General features: G+C 68.9%; 18 protein-coding genes. 8 read left to right on the plus strand and 10 right to left on the minus strand.

Annotation, left to right across the window (positions count from 1 at the left end; translation table 11 throughout):
* Window positions 1-4: 4 nt before the first annotated feature.
* From AC1U89_RS17505 to AC1U89_RS17525, 5 genes are all read right to left on the minus strand, one after another.
* Complete coding sequence (locus tag AC1U89_RS17505) at window positions 5-817, minus strand: ParA family protein (RefSeq protein ID WP_479900945.1); 813 nt, start codon at window positions 815-817, stop codon at window positions 5-7.
* Window positions 801-1,466, minus strand: coding sequence for a 16S rRNA (guanine(527)-N(7))-methyltransferase RsmG (rsmG, locus tag AC1U89_RS17510; RefSeq protein WP_479900946.1), 666 nt, complete (start codon window positions 1,464-1,466; stop codon window positions 801-803). The genes AC1U89_RS17505 and rsmG overlap by 17 nt, the downstream gene beginning before the upstream one ends.
* On the minus strand, window positions 1,466-3,322 hold the full coding sequence (gene mnmG / locus AC1U89_RS17515) for a tRNA uridine-5-carboxymethylaminomethyl(34) synthesis enzyme MnmG (protein WP_479900947.1): 1,857 nt from the start codon (window positions 3,320-3,322) through the stop codon (window positions 1,466-1,468). The genes rsmG and mnmG overlap by 1 nt, the downstream gene beginning before the upstream one ends.
* Before the next feature lie 181 nt (window positions 3,323-3,503).
* On the minus strand, window positions 3,504-4,847 hold the full coding sequence (gene mnmE / locus AC1U89_RS17520; protein WP_479900948.1) for a tRNA uridine-5-carboxymethylaminomethyl(34) synthesis GTPase MnmE: 1,344 nt from the start codon (window positions 4,845-4,847) through the stop codon (window positions 3,504-3,506).
* Window positions 4,844-5,101, minus strand: coding sequence for a DUF6489 family protein (locus AC1U89_RS17525; RefSeq protein WP_479900949.1), 258 nt, complete (start codon window positions 5,099-5,101; stop codon window positions 4,844-4,846). The genes mnmE and AC1U89_RS17525 overlap by 4 nt, the downstream gene beginning before the upstream one ends.
* A 134-nt stretch (window positions 5,102-5,235) precedes the next feature.
* On the opposite strand from AC1U89_RS17525, the gene AC1U89_RS17530 reads away from it, so the two are divergent.
* Together AC1U89_RS17530 and AC1U89_RS17535 are read left to right on the plus strand one after the other, a co-directional pair.
* Window positions 5,236-5,934 carry a dienelactone hydrolase family protein gene (locus AC1U89_RS17530; protein WP_479900950.1) on the plus strand — a complete coding sequence of 233 codons (699 nt, stop codon included), beginning with the start codon at window positions 5,236-5,238 and terminating at the stop codon, window positions 5,932-5,934.
* Between the two features lie 5 nt (window positions 5,935-5,939).
* Complete coding sequence (locus AC1U89_RS17535; RefSeq protein WP_479900951.1) at window positions 5,940-6,905, plus strand: quinone oxidoreductase family protein; 966 nt, start codon at window positions 5,940-5,942, stop codon at window positions 6,903-6,905.
* 826 nt (window positions 6,906-7,731) lie between these two features.
* Here the strand turns inward: AC1U89_RS17535 and rho are convergent.
* From rho to hemE, 4 genes are all read right to left on the minus strand, one after another.
* On the minus strand, window positions 7,732-9,144 hold the full coding sequence (gene rho / locus AC1U89_RS17540) for a transcription termination factor Rho (RefSeq protein WP_479900952.1): 1,413 nt from the start codon (window positions 9,142-9,144) through the stop codon (window positions 7,732-7,734).
* 270 nt (window positions 9,145-9,414) lie between these two features.
* Window positions 9,415-9,879, minus strand: coding sequence for a CopD family protein (locus AC1U89_RS17545; RefSeq protein WP_479900964.1), 465 nt, complete (start codon window positions 9,877-9,879; stop codon window positions 9,415-9,417).
* Window positions 9,879-10,931, minus strand: coding sequence for a ferrochelatase (gene hemH, locus AC1U89_RS17550; RefSeq protein ID WP_479900965.1), 1,053 nt, complete (start codon window positions 10,929-10,931; stop codon window positions 9,879-9,881). Before hemH ends, AC1U89_RS17545 begins: the two co-directional genes overlap by 1 nt.
* A 5-nt stretch (window positions 10,932-10,936) precedes the next feature.
* On the minus strand, window positions 10,937-11,965 hold the full coding sequence (hemE, locus tag AC1U89_RS17555; protein WP_479900953.1) for a uroporphyrinogen decarboxylase: 1,029 nt from the start codon (window positions 11,963-11,965) through the stop codon (window positions 10,937-10,939).
* Window positions 11,966-12,419: 454 nt separating this feature from the next.
* Between hemE and AC1U89_RS17560 the strand changes: the two genes are divergently transcribed.
* From AC1U89_RS17560 to dnaQ, 5 genes are read left to right on the plus strand one after another with little or no spacing between them, the layout of a single operon-like run.
* Entirely contained in the window at window positions 12,420-13,322 is a 903-nt protein-coding gene (locus tag AC1U89_RS17560; RefSeq protein ID WP_337685603.1) for a pyruvate, water dikinase regulatory protein, read from the plus strand.
* Window positions 13,319-13,942 (plus strand): Maf family protein, encoded by a 624-nt coding sequence (locus AC1U89_RS17565; protein ID WP_479900954.1) that lies wholly within the window; start codon window positions 13,319-13,321, stop codon window positions 13,940-13,942. The genes AC1U89_RS17560 and AC1U89_RS17565 overlap by 4 nt, the downstream gene beginning before the upstream one ends.
* Window positions 13,939-14,796 carry a shikimate dehydrogenase gene (gene aroE, locus AC1U89_RS17570; RefSeq protein ID WP_479900955.1) on the plus strand — a complete coding sequence of 286 codons (858 nt, stop codon included), beginning with the start codon at window positions 13,939-13,941 and terminating at the stop codon, window positions 14,794-14,796. Before AC1U89_RS17565 ends, aroE begins: the two co-directional genes overlap by 4 nt.
* A complete protein-coding gene (gene coaE / locus AC1U89_RS17575; RefSeq protein ID WP_479900956.1) occupies window positions 14,793-15,416 on the plus strand; it encodes a dephospho-CoA kinase in 624 nt (207 codons plus the stop codon). Before aroE ends, coaE begins: the two co-directional genes overlap by 4 nt.
* 6 nt (window positions 15,417-15,422) lie before the next feature.
* Window positions 15,423-16,142: a DNA polymerase III subunit epsilon gene (dnaQ, locus tag AC1U89_RS17580; RefSeq protein WP_479900957.1), complete on the plus strand. Its 720-nt coding sequence runs from the start codon at window positions 15,423-15,425 to the stop codon at window positions 16,140-16,142.
* Here dnaQ and AC1U89_RS17585 read toward each other — a convergent pair.
* Entirely contained in the window at window positions 16,139-17,044 is a 906-nt protein-coding gene (locus AC1U89_RS17585) for a LysR family transcriptional regulator (RefSeq protein WP_479900958.1), read from the minus strand. The genes dnaQ and AC1U89_RS17585 overlap by 4 nt on opposite strands.
* Before the next feature lie 187 nt (window positions 17,045-17,231).
* Here AC1U89_RS17585 and AC1U89_RS17590 point away from each other — a divergent pair, with 187 nt between their 5' ends.
* Window positions 17,232-18,218 (plus strand): quinone oxidoreductase family protein, encoded by a 987-nt coding sequence (locus AC1U89_RS17590; RefSeq protein ID WP_479900959.1) that lies wholly within the window; start codon window positions 17,232-17,234, stop codon window positions 18,216-18,218.
* Window positions 18,219-18,816: the final 598 nt, after the last annotated feature.

Here is an 18,816-nt window from a genome sequence, read left to right on the forward strand (position 1 = left end):
CGGCTCAGGCCGCCTGGGCCTGACGGCTGCGTTCGCGGCTGATCACCTCGCGCGCCAGCCGCAGGTAGGCCTGGCTGCCGGCGCATTTGAGGTCGTACAGCAGGACGGGCTTACCGAACGACGGCGCCTCGGACACCCGGACGTTCCGCGGTATGACCGCGTCATACACCTTGTCGCCGAAGTGATCCCGCACGTCGCGCGCCACCTGGTCCGACAGGCTGTTGCGGCGATCGTACATGGTCAGCACCACGCCCTGGATCTCCAGCTTGGGATTGAGGCTGCCGCGCACTCGCTCGATGGTCCGCATCAGCTGGGTCAGGCCCTCGAGGGCGAAGAACTCGCACTGCAGGGGCACGAACACCGCGTCGGCGGCGGTCATGGCGTTGACGGTCAGCACGTTCAGCGACGGCGGGCAGTCGATCAGCACATAGGTGTAGGGGCCGTTGGCGCGCAGGGGCTCCAGGGCGTCGCGCAGCCGGTACGAGCGGCGCGCCTGCTGGCCCAGCTCGATCTCGACGCCCGACAGGTCGGCGTCGGCGGGGATCACGTCCAGGCCCGGCAGCTCGGTCTTCACCGCGGCGTCGACCACCGGGGCCTCGCCCATCAGGACGTCGTAAAGGGTGGTGCGGCGCTGCAGGCGGGTGATGCCCAGGCCCGTCGAGCAGTTGCCTTGCGGGTCGGCGTCGATCAGCAGCACGCGTTCGCCGCAGGCCGCCAGGGCGGTGCCCAGGTTGATGGCGGTCGTGGTCTTGCCGACCCCGCCCTTCTGATTGGCGATGGCGAGGACGCGCAGCGGTTGGTCAGACTTTACGGACACTCTTAAGCCCCTTCACTTGCACGATCTGGCCTCGCGGGTCGCTCAGGGACGGCCGCAGGGTCGACTCGAATTTCCAATATGTAGAGGCCTCGGCCAGCTCCGAAGCGACATCTTGTCCCTTCAGGAACCAGGCGACCGCGCCACGCTTGAAGTAGGGCTGGGCGTACCCCAGCAGTCTGACCATCGGCGCGCAGGCCCGCGCGGTCACGACATCGACCTTCAAGTCCAGCTCTTCGGCGCGGGCGTTGTGGATTTCGACGGGCAGCTTCAGCGCGTCGGCCACGACGCGCAAGAAGCGGCAGCGCTTGGCCATGCTCTCGACAAGGTGAACCTTGGCCCCGGGCGTGTCCTTCAGCAGGATCGCCAGCACCACGCCCGGCAGGCCGGCCCCGGCGCCCAGGTCGGCCCAGACCTTGGCCTCTGGCGCGAGGGTCAGCAGCTGGGCGCTGTCCCAGGCGTGACGGTTCCAGTAGGTGGCGATCGTCGCCGGGCCCACCAGGTTCATCACTTCGTTCCACTCGGCCAGCAGGGCCTGGAACCGCGTCAGGTCAGCCAGTTGCGCATCGGTGCAGCCGGTCAGCCGCTGGAAGGCGGCGGCGTCGACCGGGTCGAGCTCCTCGATGACCAACGGCGCGGACGCAGCGGACATCAAGCGGCCTTCGAGCGGCGGACGTGGGCCAGCAGGGCCGTCAGGGCGCCAGGCGTGACGCCCTCGATCCGCGCCGCCTGGCCCAGGGTCAGGGGCTTCACCCGCGCCAGCTTCTCGCGCACCTCGTTCGACAGGCTGCCGACGAGGCCGTAGTCCAGATCGGCCGGCAGCCGCAGGTCCTCTTCCTTGCGGAAGGCCTCGGCGTCGTTGCGCTGGCGGTCGAGATAGCCGGCATAGGCCGCTTCGATCTCGATCTGCTCGCGGGCCATCGAGCTCCACGTGGAAATCTCCGGCCATACCGAGGTCAGCCCGTCCAGGGTCACGTCGGGCAGGGCCAGCATGGCCAGGACGTCGCGTCGCTGGCCGTCGTGATTGACCTTGAAGCCGGCGCGATTGGCCTCGGCCGGGGTCAGGGTGACCGAGCGGGCGAAGGCGCGGACGGCCCCCAGTTCAGCCTTCTTGGCGGCCCAGGCCTCGGCGCGGACGTCGCCCACCACGCCCAGGGCCAGGCCCTTGTCGGTCAGGCGCTGGTCGGCGTTGTCGGCCCGCAGGATCAGGCGGAACTCGGCGCGGCTGGTGAACATCCGATAAGGCTCGGTGACGCCCCGGGTGACCAGGTCGTCGATCATCACGCCGATATAGGCCTCGTCGCGCGCGAAGACGGCGGGGTCCCTGCCCTGCGCCGCCAGCGCCGCGTTCAGCCCGGCCATCAGGCCCTGGGCCCCGGCTTCCTCGTAGCCCGTCGTGCCGTTGATCTGGCCCGCCAGGTAGAGCCCGGGCAGACGCTTGGTCTCCAGGGTCGGGTAGAGCTCGCGCGGATCGACATAGTCATACTCGATCGCATAGCCGTACCGGATGACCTCGACGTTCTCGAGGCCCGGCATGGTGCGCAGGAACAGCAGCTGGGTCTCGGCCGAGACCGAGGTCGAGATCCCGTTCGGATAGACCGTGTCGTCGTCCAGGCCTTCCGGCTCCAGGAACACCTGGTGGCTGGTCTTGTCGGCGAAGCGGACGACCTTGTCCTCGATCGACGGGCAATAGCGCGGGCCGATGCCGGTGGCGCGGCCCCCATAGACCGCCGACTCGCCCAGGCGTTCGGCGATGATCTTGTGGGTTTCCGCCGTGGTGTAGGTGATGCCGCACTGGATCTGCGGCACGTCCACGTGAGACGTCAGGAAAGAGAACGGCTCGGGTTGCTCGTCGGCGGCCTGCATCTCCAGGCGGTCCCAGGCGATGGTCTTGCCGTCGAGGCGCGCGGGCGTTCCGGTCTTCAGCCGGCCCATGTCGAAGCCCAGAGCGTACAGCCGGTCCGACAAGCCGATGGACGGGGCGTCGCCCACCCGGCCGGCCGGGATGCGGGTCTCGCCCTGGTGGATCACGCCCTTCAGGAAGGTGCCGGTGGTCAGCACCACGCGCGGGGCGCGGTAGACGCCGCCCTCCCCGTCCACGACGCCGGCGACCACGCCGTCCTCGACGATCAGGTCCTCAGCGGCCGCGGCGATCACGTCCAGGTTCGGATAGGCGAACAGTTCGGCCTGCATGGCCTCGCGGTAGAGCCGGCGGTCGATCTGCGAGCGCGGGCCGCGCACGGCGGGACCCTTGGAGCGGTTCAGCAGGCGATACTGGATGCCGGCCTTGTCGCCGATCCGGCCCATCAGGCCGTCCAGGGCGTCGATCTCGCGGACCAGGTGACCCTTGCCCAGGCCGCCGATGGCCGGGTTGCACGACATCTCGCCCACGGTCTCGCGCTTGTGGGTCAGCAGCAAGGTGCGCGCACCGGCGCGCGCGGAGGCGGCCGCCGCCTCGCAGCCGGCGTGACCGCCGCCGATGACAATGACATCCCAGGTGTTGGACAAGCTTGCGCGCCTCAATGCGAACGCCCCCATCCCGAGATTGGTGTCTCGGCGGGGGCGCGATTAGCCTTATACGCGAGAGTCCCCTCAGCGGCGAGTCGATCGCGGGTGTTTCACGTGAAACACGCCGGAGACATCTGTGATCAGCCTGTGGATAGTTCAAGGCGATGTTTCACGTGAAACATCACTTCCCGATGCAGAAGCTTGAAAACACTCGGTCGAGCACATCCTCGGGATCGATGCGGCCGGTGATACGCGACAAGGCCCTGGCGGCGAGTCGAACATCCTCCGCCGCCAGCTCCACCTCCAGCCCGACGTCGGAAAGCGCGCGCTGCAGATAGCCGCGCGCCTCGGTCAGGCTTTCCGCATGGCGGATGCGGGTGGCGGCGGGGAACTCGGCCCCGGATAGGGCGTCGACCACGTGGTCGGTCAGGGCCGCCCTCGCCGCTTCCGCGCCGCCGGGCTTGCGGGCCGCCAGTTCGATCACCCTCAGGCCCTGAACGGCCAAAGCCTCGCGCAGCTCCTCCAGGCGATAGGCGTCGACCAGGTCGATCTTGTTGATCACCGCCCAGTCGCCGGACTGCAACAGCGCCAGATCGTTGTCCTGTTTCACGTGGAACATCGCCGCGTCGATCACCCACAGCCGCAGGTCGGCCCCAGCCGCCCAGGCCCTCGCCCGGCGAACGCCTTCGGCCTCGATGGCGTCCTCGGTCTCGCGCAGGCCGGCCGTATCAGCCAGCAGGGTCTTGTAGCCGCCCAGGGTCAGCGGGACTTCGATGATGTCGCGGGTGGTGCCGGGCGTGGAGGTGACGATGGCCGCGTCCCGCTCCGCCAGGGCGTTCAGCAGGGTGCTCTTGCCGGCGTTCGGCGCGCCGACCAACGCGATGCGGAAACCGTCGCGCACCCGTCGTCCCCGTGAAGCATCGGCCAGGGCCTCGGCGATCTCGGCCTCCAGCGCCTCCAGCCCGGGGCGGGCGCGCGCCGCCACGTCCTCGGGCAGCTCCTCGTCCGGGAAGTCGACCGCCGCCTCCAGCATGGCCAGGGCCTGGACCAGGAGACCGCGCCAGGCGTCGTAGCGCTGGCTCAACGCGCCGCCCAGCTGGCCCAAGGCCTGGCGACGCTGCGCCTCGGTTTCGGCGTCGATCAGGTCGGCCACGCCCTCGGCCTGGGTCAGGTCCAGCTTGCCGTTCTCGAAGGCGCGGCGCGTGAACTCGCCAGGCTCGGCCAGGCGCAGCCCTTCGGCGGACAGGGCGTCGAGCAGGGCCTCGACCACGGCCCTACCGCCGTGCACGTGAAACTCCGCCGCGTCCTCGCCGGTATAGCTGGCCGGCCCCTCGAACCAGAGCACCAGGGCGTCGTCCAGGGCTACGCCTCGATGGGTCAGCTGACGCAGCACCGCTCGGCGCGGCTTGGGCAGGGTCCCCGCCAGGGCACGAACGGCGTCAGCGGCGCGCGGTCCAGAGATCCGGACCACCGCGACCGCCGCCCTGCCCGCGCCCGTGGCCGGCGCGTAGATCGTGTCGTTCATTCCGACTTGCCGCCCATGCCCGTCATCGCCGCCCCGGCCGCCGCGGTCATCAGCTTGCGGAACTGGTCCTGGGCTCCGGTCCCGAAAGCCATCCAGTTCTTCATCAGCTCCTCGGGCGCCAGCATGGCCATGTTGCTGGTCATGCGGTCCTGCATCTCCTTGACCAGGTGCTCGTTCAGGGCGCTCACATCGGGCAGGCCCAGGAAGGCGCGGGCCTCCACCGGCGTGCAGTCAATCTCAATGGTCATCTTCATGATCTGGGGTTCCCTGCCGTCGAAGCACGATGTTGTTATGCCGCGACCGCATCGGCGCACGTTAGAGCGCTTCGGTCGAAAGTCCCATCGACGCCGCGCGATCCCCCAGAGACGCCACGATACGGAGAGCCCCAATGAGCGAGACCCTCACGATCACCACGCCCGACGGCGACTTCTCCGCCTATGTGGCCCGTCCCCAAGCGGCCGCCGAGGCTCCGGCCGTCGTCGTCATCCAGGAGATCTTCGGCGTCAACCAGGTGATGCGCGACATCTGCGACGGCCTGGCGGGCCAGGGTTTCGTCGCCGTCTGCCCCGACCTGTTCTGGCGGATCGAGCCGGGCATCGACATCACCGACCAGAGCGAGGCCGAGTGGAAGCGGGCCTTCGAACTCTATAACGCGTTCGACGTGGACAACGGCGTGGCCGACATCGCCGCCACCGTGGCCGCCGTCCGCGATTTGCCAGGCGTCACCGGCAAGGTCGGCGCCGTGGGCTTCTGCCTGGGCGGCCTGCTGGCCTTCCTCACCGCCACCCGCACCGACGTCGACGCCGCTGTCGCCTATTACGGGGTCGGGATCGAGAAGTACGTGGCCGAGGCCGAGAAGCTGGCCAAGCCCCTGCTGATCCACATCGCCGAGGAGGACCAGTTCGTGCCGAAGGAAGCCCAGAAGGTGATCCTGGCCGCGCTGAAGGACCACCCGCAGATCCAAATCCATACCTATCCCGGCCGCGACCACGCCTTCGCCCGGGTCGGTGGCGCGCACTACGACGCGGCCGACGCGGCCAAGGCGGGCGGACGCAGTCTGACCTTCTTCCAGTCCAACCTGGGCTGACCGTCATGCTGGCCATACAAGCCGTCCGCACCGGCGGCCCCGAGGTGCTCGAGGCCGTCGACTTGCCGGTTCCCTCGCCCGGCCCGGGCCAGGTCCTGGTCCGTCACCAGGCGGTGGGCCTGAACTTCATCGACACCTATCACCGCTCCGGCCTCTATCCGATGAAGATGCCGGCGGTGCTGGGACTGGAGGCCGCCGGGGTCGTCGAGGCCCTGGGCGAAGGCGTCACCCGGTTCAAGGCCGGCGATCGCGTCGCCTACAACGGCACGCTCGGCGCCTATGCCGAGGCGGCGGTCGTCCCGGCCGACCGGGCCGTGAAGGTCCCCGACGGGGTCAGCCTGGAGACCGCTGCAGCTGTCTTGCTCAAGGGCATGACCGCCGAGTTCCTGATCCGGCGCTGCCACAAGGTCGAGCCTGGCACGAGCGTCCTGATCCACGCGGCCGCCGGCGGGGTGGGCTCGATCCTGGTGCAATGGGCCAAGGCCCTGGGCGCGACCGTGATCGCCACGGTCGGTTCTCAGGCCAAGGCCGCCCTCGCCCGCGACCATGGCGCCGACCACGTGATCCTCTACGGCGAGGAGGATGTCGCCGCGCGGGTGGCCGAGATCACCGGCGGCCAGGGCGTGGCCGTGGTCTATGACGGCGTCGGCAAGGACACCTTCGAGGCCAGCCTCAAGAGCCTGGGCCGGCGGGGCATGCTGGCCACCTTCGGCAACGCCTCGGGCCCCGCCCCCGCGATCGCGCCGCTGGAGCTGGGGACCAAGTCGCTGTTCCTGACGCGGCCGCGCCTGTTCGACTACATCGCCACGACGGCCGAACTGGACGAGAGCGCCCAAGCGCTGTTCGCGGTGCTGGCGTCCGGCGCGGTGAAGATCGAGATCGGCCAGACCTTCCCGCTGGCGCAGGCCCGGGCGGCGCACGAGGCGCTGGAAGGCCGGCGGACCACCGGGGCGACGGTGCTGGTCCCGTAGGCCGCCCGCTGACGGGGACATGCCCTCGCGGCGTGTCCCCAGGTTTCGCGCCGAGCCAAGCGGCTGGGGACACGCGCGAGCGCATGTCCCCGTCGCTGCGGCGATCAAGCCCCTGATATCGCTGCGCTAAATCTTTATTCCCCGCAGGGTTTCCCGGCGGCCGCATAATGGCTTCACCTCGACGCGGGAAAGGGCGCATGGCCAGCGACCGATGCGGCGGCGAGGGGCGATCGAGCGGGAAGCTCTGTCGGCGGGCCTTCGAGGTCCACCTCATGTCTCTGGTGCCGGTCGGGCGTGGTCCACAGATACGACGTGACGTGAGGGTCGAAAGAGCAGCAGGCGAGCGGTGAGACGCTCGCGGTCCGGGACTGGGGTTCGTTGATCCAGCCCGCCCGTCGGAGGCTTCAAGGCGGCGAGGTCCGAACAGGGCTCGGCGCCGCCGCGCTTCCGGACAACGACCGCGCGGAGCGATCGGGCTTCGTCGAAACGGTATTCTTTTTCAAACTCCGGACGGTGTCCGGCGCTCCGCGTCCCTTTCCATCCACTCAGCGGCTGGCCGCGTGAGATCGCGAAGCCATGCCCCCAAGATCCTCCCCCTGTGGGGGAGGTGGCCGAAGGCCGGAGGGGGGAGTGATCGGCCGATGGCCACACCCCGGATCGACGATCCTAAAACTCCCCCCACCGATCGCTGCGCGATCACCTCCCCCACACGGGGAGGGAGGCGGTCCGTAGGGGGCAAGTGTTCGCCGCACTGATCCGAGCGGTAAACAAAAAAGGCGGCCGGTTCGCACCGGCCGCCCCTCGTGTTTCACGTGAAACACCAAGCTTAAGTGTTCATGCTCTGGAAGAAATCGCCGTTCGTCTTCGACTGGCGCATCTTCTCCAGCAGGAACTCGATGGCGTCCGAGGCGCCCATCGGGTTGAGGATCCGGCGCAGGACGTAGGTCTTCTGCAGCTGGTCGCGCGGGGTGATGAGCTCTTCCTTGCGGGTGCCCGACTTGAGCACGTCGATGGCCGGGAAGATGCGCTTGTCGGCGACCTTGCGGTCCAGGACGATTTCCGAGTTACCGGTGCCCTTGAACTCTTCGAAGATGACTTCGTCCATGCGGCTGCCGGTGTCGATCAGGGCGGTGGCGATGATCGACAGCGAACCGCCCTCCTCCACGTTGCGCGCCGCGCCGAAGAAGCGCTTGGGACGCTGCAGGGCGTTGGCGTCGACGCCGCCGGTCAGCACCTTGCCCGACGACGGGACGGTGGTGTTGTAGGCGCGGCCCAGACGAGTGACCGAGTCCAGCAGGATGACGACGTCGCGCTTGTGCTCGACCAGGCGCTTGGCCTTCTCGATGACCATCTCGGCCACCTGCACGTGGCGGGTCGCCGGCTCGTCGAAGGTCGAGGCGATGACCTCGCCCTTCACCGTGCGCTGCATGTCGGTGACTTCTTCCGGGCGCTCGTCGATCAGCAGGACGATCAGGTAGCACTCGGGGTGGTTGGTCTCGATCGACTTGGCGATGTTCTGCAGCATCACCGTCTTGCCGACGCGCGGCGGGGCGACGATCAGGCAGCGCTGGCCCTTGCCCAGCGGGGCGACGATGTCGATGACCCGGCCCGAGCGATCCTTGATGGTCGGATCGGGCAGTTCCATGTTCAGCCGCTCTTCGGGATACAGCGGCGTCAGGTTGTCGAAGTGCACCTTGTGGCGCACGTTCTCGGGGCTCTCGAAATTGATCTTCGAGACACTGGTCAGGGCGAAGTAGCGCTCGCCCTCGCGCGGCGAGCGGATGGCGCCTTCGACGCTGTCGCCGGTGCGCAGGCCGAACTTGCGGATCTGCGAGGGCGACACGTAGATATCGTCCGGACCCGGAAGGTAGTTGGCTTCCGGCGAGCGCAGGAAGCCGAAGCCGTCCTGCACCACTTCCATGGTGCCCGAGCCGAAGATCTCCACGCCTTCCTCGGCGAGGGTCTTCAGGATCGCGAACATCATATCCTGCTTGCGCATGGAGTTGGCGTTCTCGACCTCGAAGGTCTCGGCGAAGGCCAGCAGGTCGGCGGGCGACTTTTCCTTCAGCTCCTGCAGCGACATGCGCGTCAGGCCCATGGCGGCCACCGCGGCGCTGATCTCGGAGTCTTCGTCGCCGTTGTCGTCGCCGTTGCCGGCGGTGTCGGCGGCCGGCTCGACCGTCGTGTCGACGACGGGTTCGAGCTCGGGCGTGTCTTGGGTATCGGTCTGGTCGGTCATGATGACACTCAACGTCGCTCGGCCCGCGAGGGTGCGAGCCGGGCCTTGGTTCTAAAACGGACTCGTCGCGGCGAAGCGGCGAGCGGGTCGCGCCATGACGACGGCGCGTATCGATCGGGGGACAGACCTTCGGAGCCGGGCTCCGGGGGCGCGTCAGGACGAGCGCCGGTCCGTAAGAGGCGGGAACGGGCCGCGGGCGACCCGTCTGCCTGGATGGGAACCACAAGCGGCCTCGCCGGTCAAGCGAAGCCGCCCGGTCCGGCGGCCGGGCTAGTGGCCCAGGAACTTGGTCGTCACCGACAGCACGATGACGATCGCCGCCAGGAACGGCAGCTCGTTGGTCATCCGCCAGAACTTCTCCGAGCGGGTGTTGGTCCCGGCGGCGAACTGGCGACGGGCCTTCGAGACGAAGCCGTGCCAAGCGAACAGGAAGATCAGGGCGGCGATCTTGGTCAGGGCCCAGGGCTTCAGATAGAAGTCCGGACCCAACCGCTGGGTGTCGATCATGGCCAGCAGCAGGCCCATCAGCAGGGCCAGGATCATCGCCGGATTGATGATGATCCGCAGGGTGCGCAGCTCGGCCAGCTTGAAGACCGCATCCATCTCCGAGCCGGGCTCGGTCTTCATGTGATAGACGAACAGGCGCGGCAGGATCAGCATGCCGGCGATCCAGGCCATCACGAAGATGATGTGCAGGCCGCGGATCAGGTCGAAGTGACCGGCCAGGAAATCCATCACGCCGAAGCTCCCTGCTTGTTCGGACATTGGGTGCGGTCGCGGCCACAGCGCCAGGCGCAGGCGGTGACGAGACGGTCGGGCGATCCGATCGCGCCCTGGATAGCGCGGCCCAGACCGCGGATGAACCCGGGCGCGACGCCCAGGGCCGGCACACGGACATAGACGGGGCAGCCGTTCTCGAACGCCACCTGGCGATATTCGTGGTCCAGCTCGACCAGGGTCTCGATGTGCTCGGAGACGAAGGCGATCGGGGTGACCACCAGGGCTAGGCCCTGCTGGCTGGCGGCGCGGATCTCGTCCTCGGTCGACGGGCCGATCCACTTCATCGGTCCGACGCGGCTCTGATAGGTGACCCGCCAGTCCCAGCCCTCGCCCAGCCTGGCGGCCACCGCCGCGGCCGTGGCCTCGACTTGGCTCTGATAGGGGTCGCCGGCCAGGATCACCTTCTCCGGCAGGCCGTGGGCGGAAAACAGCAGGCGCGCCGGACCGGGACGTCCGGCTTTGTCGTAGGCAGCCCTGATCAGGTCGGCATGCGCCTGAACAAGAGCCTCGTCCGTCGGATAGCAGCAGACCGTCGACACCCGGCCCGGGCCCTTGCGGTACGCGCGCTTCCACGCCTTCAGCGACGAGCCGGTCGTGGTCGTCGAATACTGCGGATAGAGCGGCAGCAGCACCACCTCGTCCGGCGCGAAGGCCTTCACGGCCCTGGCGGTCGCCTTGGTCAGCGGGTTCCAGTAGCGCATGGCGATGAAGCAGCGGGTCTCGGCGTCCGGGAAGCGCGCGGCCAGGTCGGCCTCCAGCGCCCTCGCCTGCTTCTCCGTCTCGGGCAGAAGGGGCGAACCGCCGCCCATCAGGGCGTAATTCTCCTTGGCGAGCTTCGTGCGGGTCGCGGCGATCATGGCCGCGATCGGATAGCGAAGCGGGGCCGGCAGGCCGATGATCGCCGGATCCCGGAACAGGTTGAACAGGAACGGCCGCACCGCGTCCGGCCCGTCGGGTCCGCCCAGGTTGAACAGGACGACGGCGATCCTACGCCCCTGCCCCTTCACGCTCGTCACTTGCCGGTCACCCGGGCCAGTACCGCCTCGACATGGGCGATCGGCGTGTCGGGCAGGATGCCGTGACCCAGGTTGAAGATGTAGGGACCCTGCCCCCACTGTTCCAGCAGTTGGTCGACCCGCTCGATCAGCGCGTCGCCGCCGGCCCGCAGCAGCAGCGGATCGAGCGCCCCCTGGATGGCCTTGGTCTTCTGGATCGACTGGCCCAGGGCCGCGGAGGCCTGGGTGTCCAGCGCCACGCCCTGGACGGGCGCGACCTTGGCGTAGGTCTCGACCAGGGTCCCGGCCCCGCGCGGGAAGCCGATCACCGGCGTGGTCACGCCCCGGGCTCGCAGGCCTTCGATGATGGCGGTGTGCGGCTTGGTCACTAGACGCTCGAACAGCGGCTCGGACAGGCCCTCGGCCCAGCTCTCGAACAGCTTCAGCACCTGGGCGCCCGACGCCGCCTGCATGGCCAGGTAGTCGATGGTCGCGTCGACCAGCACCTGGATCAGGGCGTCCAGCTTGTCGGCCTGCTGGTAGGCGAAGGTCCGGGCGCCGGAACGGTCGCTGGATCCGCCCTCGATCATGTAGGTCGCCACGGTCCAGGGCGCGCCGGCGAAACCGATCAGGGTCCGCTCAGGGTCCATCGCCGAGCGCACGCGGCTCAGGGTCTCGCCGACCGCGCCCAGCGCCTGGCCGGCCTGGCCCGTCAGGTCGCGCATCGACTCGATCGACGGCAGTTCGCCCAGCTTCGGCCCCTCGCCCGCCTCGAACCAAACCTTCTGGCCCAGGGCCTGGGGGATCAGCAGGATGTCGGCGAAGACGATGGCCGCATCGAAGGGGAACCGACGCAGGGGCTGCAGGGTGACCTCCGCGGCCTTCTCCGGATTCAGGCAGAAATCGATGAAGGTCGGCTCGGTGGCGCGAACGGCCCGGTACTCCGGCAGATAGCGTCCCGCCTGCCGCATGAACCACACGGGCGGACGTTCGGCGATCGTGCCATCCAGGACGGAAAGGAGCTTGGGCTTTTCGAGCGAGGTCATACTGGCCTTAAATCCCGTCAGGCCCGTGGGCTCAAGCCCGTATCTCCCCGGAGGCCTTCTTCCCTTCTTCCTTCTCTCTTTAAGAAGATTTTAAGGAAGATTGTAGGAGATGGTGGGCAAGTGCCAAACGGGGAAAACCCGCGTGCGGCGCACCATGCCCCCTGCCCATCCGAAATCCATCCCAACGTGACCCACATGTGGGCTCGCGCCTGTGAACTATGGGGATAGTCCGCTAGGCCTTCGTAATTCCTAATGAAACGTTAAGATGGTGAACGGCGCCGTAACCATGAGCGTTCGCTCATCCCCGCTCTGGGGGAATCGAAAACGCACCGGCTGTGGAGGTGATCCGAGACTGGGGATTGTCCGGCATCAATGTGACCGTTTAACACAGGGTCAGTTCGACGCGCCGTGACCGTCCCATATTCACCCCCGCTCATCCCCAAGGGCCAAGCCAGTGGTTAAGCAACCCTTAACAGATGATCCACAGGAAGCGGGCGCCCCTGAGGGTGAAAGAGCCGCGCCGAGGTTCGCGACCTACTTCCATATCCACCTGGTGTCGGACTCCACGGGCGAGACCCTGAACGCCATGGCCAGGGCGGTCTGCGCGCGTTTCACCGACATCCTGCCGATTGAACACATCTACGCCCTGGTGCGTTCCACGCGCCAACTCGACCGGGCGCTGGAGGAGATCGCCGGGGCGCCGGGCGTGGTCATGCACACGATCATCGATCCGGGGCTGCGGGCGGCGCTGGAGGAAGGCTGCCGACGGCTGGAGATGCCGTGCATCGCCGCGCTCGACCCGGTGGTCAGCGCCATGTCGCGCTATCTGGGCGCGCGGATCTCGACCCGGGTCGGCGCCCAGCACGCGCTGAACAACGACTATTTCGACCGGATCGAGGCCCTGGACTACGCCATCGCCCACGACGACGGCCAGGGCGGCCAGGACCTGACCCAGGCCGACGTGATTCTGGTGGGCGTGTCGCGCACCTCCAAGACGCCGACCTGCATCTATCTGGCTCACCGGGGCGTGCGCGCCGCCAACGTGCCGCTGGTGCCGGGCCGCCCGCCCCCCGACGAGCTGTTCACGCTGAAGAACACCCTGATCGTCGGCCTGATGACGACGCCCGAGCGGCTGATCCAGATCCGCCGCAACCGCCTGTTGTCGCTGAAGGAGAACCGCGAGAGCGACTATATCGACACCGACGCCGTGCGGCAGGAGATCATCGCCGCCCGCCGGCTGTTCGAGCGCCAGGGCTGGCCGATCATCGACGTGACCCGCAGATCGGTCGAGGAGACCGCGGCGGCGATCATTAACCTGCTGTCGGGCGGCCGCGGCCAGGTCGAGGTCCTGGGATGACGTCATCGTCCCGCACCCCCTCCTCTCTTTTGGGCGTCACCCTGGCGTCCACCAGCTCGGCTCGCCAGGCGATCCTGCGCAACGCCGGCGTCGCCTTCGAGGCTGTCAGGTCCGGCGTCGACGAGGACGCGGCCAAGGCCGGGCTGCTGGCCGAGGGGGCTTCGCCCCGCGAAGTGGCCGACGCCCTGGCCGAGCTGAAGGCGTTCAAGGTCTCGACCAAGCGCCCTGGCCTGGTGATCGGCACGGACCAGACGCTGGACCTGGACGGCGTGCTGTTCGACAAGGTCGACACCGTCGAGGCCGCCCGCGACCAGCTGGTCCGCCTGCGCGGCAAGATCCACAAGCTGCACTCGGCCGTGGTCGTGGCCCGCGACGGGCGGCCGATCTGGCGCGTGGTCGAGACCGCCAGGCTGTCGGTACGGCCCTTCAGCGACACCTGGCTGGACGGCTATCTGGCCCGCAACGCCCCGGACGTCCTGTCGTCGGTCGGCTGCTACTTCCTCGAGGGCGAGGGGGTGCAGCTGTTCGACCGCATCGACGGCGACTATTTCACCATCCTGGGCCTGCCGATCACCGGCCTGCTCGATTTCCTTCGCCTGCATGGAGCCCTTGAAGCATGAGCGTGACGGGTTCGGCCATCGTCGCCGGGGTCTGCGGCCAGCCGATCCGCCACTCGATGAGCCCGGTGATCCACACCGCCTGGATCGCCGCGGCCGGGTTGAACGCCGCGTACGTCCCGTTCGGACCGGGCGAGGACAATTTCGAGACCTTCGCCGAGGGCCTGCGCGGCGGGGCGATCCGGGGGCTGAACGTCACCATCCCGTTCAAGGAGCAGGCCCTGGCCTGCGCCGACCGCTGCAGCGACCTGGCCAAGCTGGCCGGGGCGGCCAACCTGCTGATCTTCGAGGCCGACGGCACGATCACCGCCGACAACACCGACGGTCCGGGCCTGATCGGCGCCATCGCCGTCCAGGCGCCGGGCTTCGACCTCGCCATTTCGCCGGTGGTGATCCTGGGCGCCGGCGGTGCCGCCCGGGGCGCGGCCGCCGCCCTGGCCCTGGCCGGCGCGCCCCGGGTCAGCATCGTCAACCGCACCTTCGCCCGCGCCGAGGCCATCGCCACCTCGATCGGCGGCGTGGTCGAGGCCGCGTCGGAGGACGAGCTGGACGCCCTGCTCGCCCAGGCCGGCCTGGTGATCAACGCCACCTCCCTAGGCCTGGGCGGCGGCGCCGGCCCGGCGGCGAAGCTGGAGCTGACGCCGAGGAACGCCGTGGTGGTCGACATGGTCTACAAGCCCCTCCGCACCGAGTTCCTGCAGCGCGCCGAGGCGGCCGGACGCCGCACGGTGGACGGGCTGGAGATGCTGCTGCGCCAAGCGGTCCCCAGCTTCGAGGCCTTCTTCGGCGCCCCGCCGCCCGCCCAGGTCGACGTTCGCGCCCTGGCCCTGGCCCAGCTCGGCGAGGCCGCGAAATGATCGTCCTGGGCCTGAGCGGCTCGATCGGCATGGGCAAGTCGACGACGTCCCAGATGTTCGTCGAGGCCGGCGTGCCGGTCTACGACTCCGACGCGGCGGTCCATGCGCTCTACGCCACCGGCGGCGCGGCCGTCGCGCCGGTCGAGGCGGCCTTTCCGGGCGTCGTGGTCGACGGGGCCATCGACCGCGCCAGGCTCAGCGCCGCGGTGATGGGGAACTCCGAGGCCCTGGCGGTGCTGGAATCGATCGTCCACCCGCTGGTCGGCGCCCATCGCATCGGCTTCTTCGAGGACGCCCAGGCCCAGGGCGCCGACATCGTGGTGCTCGACATCCCCCTGCTGTTCGAGACCGGCGGCGAGAAGAAGGTCGACAAGGTGGTGGTGGTCTCGGCTCCCGCCGACGTCCAGCGGCAACGGGTCCTCGCTCGGCCGGGCATGGACCTCGCCAAGTTCGAGGCGATCCTGGCCCGCCAGACGCCGGACGCCGAGAAGCGCACCCGCGCCGACTTCGTGATCGACACCGGCCGAGGCCTGGACCACGCCCGTCAACAGGTCCGCGACATCCTGACTCGCCTGCGCGCCGCCGCTCCGCTTGAAGGCGGCCGCGAACAGGGCCATTGAAATCCGATGGCGCGGGAAATCATCCTCGATACCGAAACCACCGGCTTCGACCCGAAGACCGGCGACCGGCTGGTCGAGATCGGTTGCATCGAGGTGGTCGACTACATGCCCACCGGGCGGTCGTTCCACGAATATTGCGACCCGCTGCGCGACATGCCGGCCGAGGCCGAGAAGGTGCACGGCCTGTCCAGCGCCTTTCTGAAGGGCAAGCCGAAGTTCGAGGAGATCGCCGACCGGTTCCTCGAGTTCGTCGGCGACGCCCCGGTCATCGCCCACAACGCCGCCTTCGACCGCAGCTTCGTCAATTTCGAACTGGAGAAGTGCGGCCGCGCCCCGATCCATGAGACCAACTGGGTCGATACCTTGGCCATGGCCAAGAAGCGCTTCCCGGGCATGTACAACTCGCTCGACGCGCTGTGTAAGCGGTTCAAGATCAGCCTCGACAGCCGCGACAAGCACGGCGCCCTGATCGACGCCCACCTGCTGGCCGAGGTCTATCTCGAGCTGCAGGGCGGCAAGGAGCGGGCGCTGGAGCTGACCCACGCGGTCGCCGTCACCGCCGTCTCGATAGCCCGCGCCGGTTCGTACGGTGCGAGGGCCCGGCCGTTGGCCCCGCGTTCGACCGAGGAAGAGCGCGAGATCCACGCCGCCTTCGTGAAGAAGAACCTCAAGGACAAGGCCGTCTGGATCCAGTTCGGCGTGGGCGTCGTAGCCGGCGAAGCCTAGGCCGCCGGCCTGGACTGATGCGCCGCGCGGGTCGACAGGGCGTGGTCGATGACCGCCCGGACCTTGGGCGACAGCTGCCGGGTGGCCGGATAGAGGGCGTAGAGCTCGCGGTCCTCGACGCGCCAGTCCCCGAACGACAGCTCGACCAGGTCGGGGAAGCGGCCGGCCAGGCCCCTGGGCAGATAGGCTACCCCTAGACCCCGGCGCGCGGCCAGGGCGCCCATGGACAGATCGTCCACCGACGCCCCCAGGGTGCGCGGCGCCATGGCGTAGGTCTCGCCGTTCGCGTGGACGAAACGCCAGTTGCGGATCGGCGGGGTCAGGATCGCCGGCAGGGGGCAGAGGCGCCGGGGATGGTCCAGCCGCCGGGTCTCGGAATGGCGGTCGACGAACTCGCGACTGGCGCAGATCATGTAGGGCGAGGACCACAGCTTGCGCGCCACATGGCGGCCTTCGGGCAGCGGGGCCAGCTGGAAGGCCACGTCGATCCCCTCCTCGATCAGGTCGGGCGCGCCGTTGGTCAGCCGCAGGTCCATGACCAGGTCCGGATGGCCGGCGGCGAAGGCCAGCAGGTTGGGCGCGAATTCCTCGTTGCAGACATGGTGCGGGGCGGTGACGGTCAGCCGTCCCGTGAGCCGCGCCTCGCTGGTGTCGAAACCCTTGGCGGCGGCCTCGATCTCGTCGATGGCGGCCGCGCAGCGGTCGACGAAGGCCCGGCCGTCGTCGGTCAGGCCCACCGCCCGGGTGGTCCGCCGCAGCAGCTGGACCTTGAGCCGCGCCTCGAGGGCGGCGACCCGGCGGCTGACCGAGCTGGTCGGCAGGTCCAGGGCGCGCGCGGCGGCGACGAAACTGCCTTCCCGCGCCACCTTCAGGAAGATCGCCGCGTCGTCGAATCCCAGCATCGCCGTTCCATCCCCATTTTGGCCTTCTCCGTCCGGTCCGCAGATCGGGATCGTCGGTCAGCGACGCAAGGCGCCATTGTTGCTCATCTGGAAAACAGCGCTCCATCCGGGTCGATTGTCCCGATCGGCGATCGCTCGCATCTGACCTCCACCCCGCGAGATGGCGGGTGCGACAGGAGCAAGTCCGATGAAAGCGCTGGTCCAGGATCGTCTCGGTCCGCCTCTCGACGTGGTCGAACTGCGGGAGGCGCCCACGCCGCGCCCCGGTCCGGGCGAGGCCCTGGTGCGGATGGTCGCCGCCGGGATCCACCCCGGCGACTTCTTCTTCACCCAGGGCCAATATCCCGAGGCCAAGCGGCCGGTCCTGCCCGGCCAGATCGTCGGCAATCACGGCGTGGGCCGGGTGGTCGAGACCGGCGGCCGCGCCGACCTGGCGCCGGGAATGCTGGTGGCGTTCAGCGCCGGCCGCGTCTGGGCGCAGTTCGCGGCGATCGACGCGCGGGCCCTGATCCCCCTGCCCGACGACTATCCCGTCGAGCGCGCGGCCCAGTTGATGCCCGCGATCACCGCCCGCGACGTGTTGACGGCCAGCGAGGTCGGCCCCGGACAGTGGCTGGCGGTCACGGCCGGCCATTCCCTGGTCTCGAGCCTGGTCATCCAGATGGCGCGTCGACGCGGCGTGCGGGTGCTGGCGATCGTGCGTCGGCGGATCGAAGGCCGCGACCTTACAGCCCTGGGCGCGGAGGCCGTGATCGCCTTGGCCGATCTCACCGTACCCCTGGCCGAGGCGGTGCGCGCGGCGACGGGCGGCGAGGACCTGAGCGGCGTGGTCGACGCGGTGGGCGGCGAGGTCCTGACCCAGCTGCTCGAGGCCCTGGGGTTCAAGGGCCGGGCGGTCGTGGTCGGCGCCTACGATCTGCGGCCTTTCCAGGCCGGCGCGCTCAAGGTGCTGATGGACCTGCAGGAAATCCGCTCCTACGTCTATCGCTACTTCTTCGACCCGCCGGCCCCGGAGGACGCCGCCTATCTCGCCAGCGTCCTGGCCGAGCTGGCCGATCCCGAGATCGAGGTCCGCATCGCCGGCCGCTGGACGCTCGACGACCATCGCCAGGCGCTGGAGGAAGCGACGTTCCGGCCTGAAGCGGGCAAGCACGTGCTGGTCTTCGAGGACTAGGGCGATCACCCCTCGCCCCCTACGGACCGCGTCCCTCCCCCTATGGGGGAGGCGATCGCGAAGCGATCGGTGGGGGGAGTTTTAGGGTCGCAGATCCGGGTTGTGGCCATCCGCCGATCACTCCCCCCTCCGGCCTTCGGCCACCTCCCCCACAGGGGGAGGATCTTGGGGGCATGGCTTCGCGATCTCACGCGGCCAGCCGCTGAGTGGATGGAAAGGGTTGCGGAGCGCCGGACACCGTCCGGAAGAAATTAGAGAATACCGTTTCGACGAAGCCCGATCGCTCCGCGCGGTCGTTATCCGGAAGCCTGCGGCGCTGAGCCCTGTTCGAACCTCGCCGCCTTGAAGCCTCCGACGGGCGGGCTGGATCAACGACACCCAGTCCCGGACCGCGAGCCTGTCACAGCCCGCCTGCTGCTCGATCGACCCTCACATCACGTCGTATCTGTGGACCACGCCCGACCGGCACCAGAGATGTGAGGTTGTTCCGGCCCCTACCGAACGCGGACCGGATCCGACAGAGCTTCCCGCTCGATCGCCCCCGCCGCCGCATCGGTCGCTGGCCATGCGCCCTTTCCCGCGTCGAGGTGGGATGATT

The organism is Caulobacter sp. 05T431 (genome assembly GCF_056665975.1).